The following is a 618-nucleotide window of genomic DNA, read 5'->3' on the forward strand; positions in this document are numbered from 1 at the left end:
CAGCTGAGCTATGCCCCCATACAGAGACGTCTCAGGTTTCTACCGCCAGACAATTGGTGGGTCTGGTTGGATTCGAACCAACGACCCCCGCCTTATCAAGACGGTGCTCTAACCGACTGAGCTACAGACCCCTGAGTCTGTCTTGATTTACAGCCCGATAAGCGTGAACGCTCAACTTTCGCGGTATTAGCTCGAGAAAGGAGGTGATCCAGCCGCACCTTCCGATACGGCTACCTTGTTACGACTTCACCCCAGTTATCAATCCTACCGTGGTGACCGTCCTCCTTGCGGTTAGACTAGCCACTTCTGGTAAAACCCACTCCCATGGTGTGACGGGCGGTGTGTACAAGACCCGGGAACGTATTCACCGCGGCATGCTGATCCGCGATTACTAGCGATTCCAGCTTCATGCACTCGAGTTGCCCATGGTGTGACGGGCGGTGTGTACAAGACCCGGGAACGTATTCACCGCGGCATGCTGATTCGCGATTACTAGCGATTCCAGCTTCATGCACTCGAGTTGCAGAGTGCAATCCGGACTACGATCGGTTTTCTGGGGATTAGCTCCCCCTCGCGGGTTGGCGACCCTCTGTTCCGACCATTGTATGACGTGTGAAG

General features: G+C 55.0%; 1 tRNA gene and 1 rRNA gene. Both read right to left on the reverse strand.

Annotated elements, in window-relative coordinates:
• Positions 1 to 54: 54 nt before the first annotated feature.
• Positions 55 to 131, reverse strand: a tRNA-Ile gene (locus tag DWX91_RS16335).
• A 65-nt stretch (positions 132 to 196) separates the two neighbouring features.
• Positions 197 to 618 (reverse strand): 16S ribosomal RNA (locus DWX91_RS16340); the annotation flags it as partial.

Origin of the sequence: Clostridium sp. AF22-10 (assembly GCF_003478725.1) — a bacterium.
GTDB classification, from domain to species: Bacteria; Bacillota; Clostridia; order Lachnospirales; family Lachnospiraceae; genus Otoolea; species Otoolea fessa.